The organism is Deltaproteobacteria bacterium (genome assembly GCA_016234845.1).
Classification (GTDB): domain Bacteria; phylum Desulfobacterota; class Deferrimicrobia; order Deferrimicrobiales; family Deferrimicrobiaceae; genus JACRNP01.
On sequence record JACRNP010000188.1, the window covers coordinates 1 to 2,686 of the forward strand.

Annotated in this window: 2 protein-coding genes; both read left to right on the top strand. The window is 70.1% G+C overall.

Annotated elements, in window-relative coordinates; genetic code table 11:
• The first annotated feature begins 2 nt into the window (after positions 1-2).
• Entirely contained in the window at positions 3-1,268 is a 1,266-nt protein-coding gene (locus HZB86_11890; protein MBI5906224.1) for a histidine--tRNA ligase, read from the top strand.
• Positions 1,269-1,270: 2 nt separating this feature from the next.
• Positions 1,271-2,686: aspartate--tRNA ligase (gene aspS, locus HZB86_11895; protein ID MBI5906225.1), on the top strand; the 1,416-nt coding region annotated here is incomplete at its 3' end.

A 2,686-nucleotide genomic window follows, 5' to 3' on the forward strand; every position in this document is an offset into this window, starting at 1 on the left:
CCATGACATTGCCGACCGTCCGGGGGATGAAGGACATCCTTCCCCCCGAGTCCGCCCGATGGGCTTCCCTCGAGGCGTCGTACCGGGAGCACGCCGGCCGGTACGGCTTCCGCGAGATCCGCACCCCGCTGCTGGAGAGGACGGAGCTGTTCGCGCGCGCGGTGGGGGAGACCACGGACATCGTCGAGAAGGAGATGTACACCTTCGCCGACCGGTCGGGGGAAAGCCTGACCGTCCGCCCGGAGGGGACCGCGTCCGTGGTCCGCGCGGTCCTGTCGAATCGGGCCGAGGTCGGGGAGTGGCCGGTCCGGCTGTTCTACGTCGGGCCGATGTTCCGCCACGAGCGGCCCCAGAAGGGGCGGCTGCGGCAGTTCCACCAGTTCGGGGCGGAGCTCCTCGGTACCGATTCCCCGTACGCCGACGCCGAGACCATGGCGTTCCTCCACGGGTTCCTGGCGGAGGCGGGACTGTCCGCGCTCTCCCTCGAGGTCAATTCCCTCGGGGACCCGGAGTGCCGACCCGCGTACCACGCGCTCCTGTCCGCGTATCTCGAAGAGCGGGACGGCGAGCTCTGCGACGACTGCCGGCGCCGCAGGGGCAGGAACCCCCTGCGGGTCCTGGACTGCAAGTCCGAGCGGTGCGTGCGCGCGACCGCCTCCGCCCCCTCGATCCTCGATTCGCTCTGCGAACCGTGCCGGGGGCACTTCGCGGCGGTGGAGGCGGCCCTGGCGATCGCCGGCATCCCGTTCTCGCGGAACCCCCGGATGGTCCGCGGGCTGGACTACTACCGCCGGACGACGTTCGAATTCGTCATCCCGGGCGCCGGCGCGCAGAACACGGTCGCCGCGGGAGGGCGGTACGACGGACTCGCGGAGATCCTCGGCGGCAAGGAACGGGTTCCGGCCATCGGATTCGCCATCGGCGTCGAGCGCCTGTTGCTGCTGATGGGGGACGGCGGCGAGCCCGGCTCCGCGTCCGACGTGTTCATCGTCACGACGGCGCCCGCGCTCCTGTCCGAGGCGTTCCGGTGGAAGGCGGGTCTCGTCGCGGCCGGCGTGCGGGCCGACATGGACTACGAGGGACGCAGCCTGAAGAGCCAGTTCCGTCGCGCCGACCGGTCGGGGGCCGGGGTGGTCCTCGTTCTGGGCGAGGAGGAGGCGAAGCGGGGGGCGGTGGGATACAGGGAAATGGGTAAGGGGTCGCAGGAAGAGATCCCCGCGGAGGAGGCCTGGCGCCGGCTTCGCGGATCGAAGATCAAGGAGGGTTGACGTTGGACGCGTTTCTTCCCGAGCACAAGCGGACGGTTTACTGCGGGGCGGTGCGCCCCTCCCACGTCGGATCCGAGGTCGTCCTGTGCGGCTGGGTCCACCGGCGGCGGGACCACGGCGGACTGGTCTTCGTGGACCTGCGCGACCGCGAGGGGCTCGTTCAGGTCGTGATCAACCCCGAAGGGTCCGCCGAGGCCCACGCGAAGGCGGACGTCATCCGGGTGGAGTACGTCCTCTCCGTGCGCGGCGTCGTCCGGCGCCGACCCGCCGGGACGGAGAACCCGAACCTGCCGACGGGCGAGGTGGAGGTCGCCGCGGGCACCCTGGCGATCCTCAACGAGTCGAAGCCGATCCCGTTCTCCCTCGAGGACGACACCGACGTCGCCGAGAACGTCCGCCTCAAGTACCGGTACCTCGACCTGCGGCGCCCCTCCGTGCAGGCCATGTTCGTCGCGCGGGCGCGCCTCGCCCGGTCGGTGCGGGAATATTTCTTCGAGAACGGATTCCTCGAGATCGAGACGCCGGTGCTCACCAAGAGCACCCCGGAGGGCGCCCGCGACTACCTCGTCCCCTCCCGCGTCAACCCCGGGATGTTCTACGCGCTGCCGCAGTCGCCCCAGCTGTTCAAGCAGATCCTCATGATCGCCGGGTACGACCGGTACGCGCAGATCGTGAAGTGCTTCCGCGACGAGGACCTGCGCGCCGACCGCCAGCCGGAGTTCACGCAGATCGACGTGGAGATGTCGTTCATCGACCGGGAGGACATCTTCCGGATGATGGAGGGGCTCATGTCCCGCGCCTTCCGGGACGTCCTCGGGATCGCGATCCCCACCCCGATCCCCCGGATGAGCTACCGGGAGGCGATGGACCGGTACGGGGTCGACAAGCCCGACACGCGGTTCGGCCTCGAGATCGCCGATTGCACCGACCTGCTGCGCGCCACCGAATTCCGCGTGTTCTCCGAGGTCGCCGCGAAGGGGGGCGTCATCCGGGCGATCACCGCCCCGGGGCTGGGCGAATCGAGCCGTTCCGAGCTCGCCGCGCTCGAGGAGATCGCCAAGATCGGCGGCGCCTCCGGCCTCGCCTGGTTCAAGGTGACCGGCGCGGGGGTGTTTTCCTCGCTGGCGAAATTCTTCAAGGAGGAGCAGCTCGCCGCCCTGCGCGAACGGTGCGGGGCGAAGCCGGGCGACCTCGTCCTGGTCGTCGCCGACGCGTTCGACGTGGCGTGCGCCTCGCTCGGCCGGCTCCGGCTCCACCTCGGCGAAAAGCTCGGCATGATCGACCGGTCGCTCCACCACCTGCTCTGGGTGACCGACTTCCCGCTGCTCGAGTGGGACAAGGAGGAGAAGCGGTGGGGGGCGATGCACCATCCGTTCACCGCGCCCCTGGACGAGGACCTTCCGCTGCTCGATTCGGAC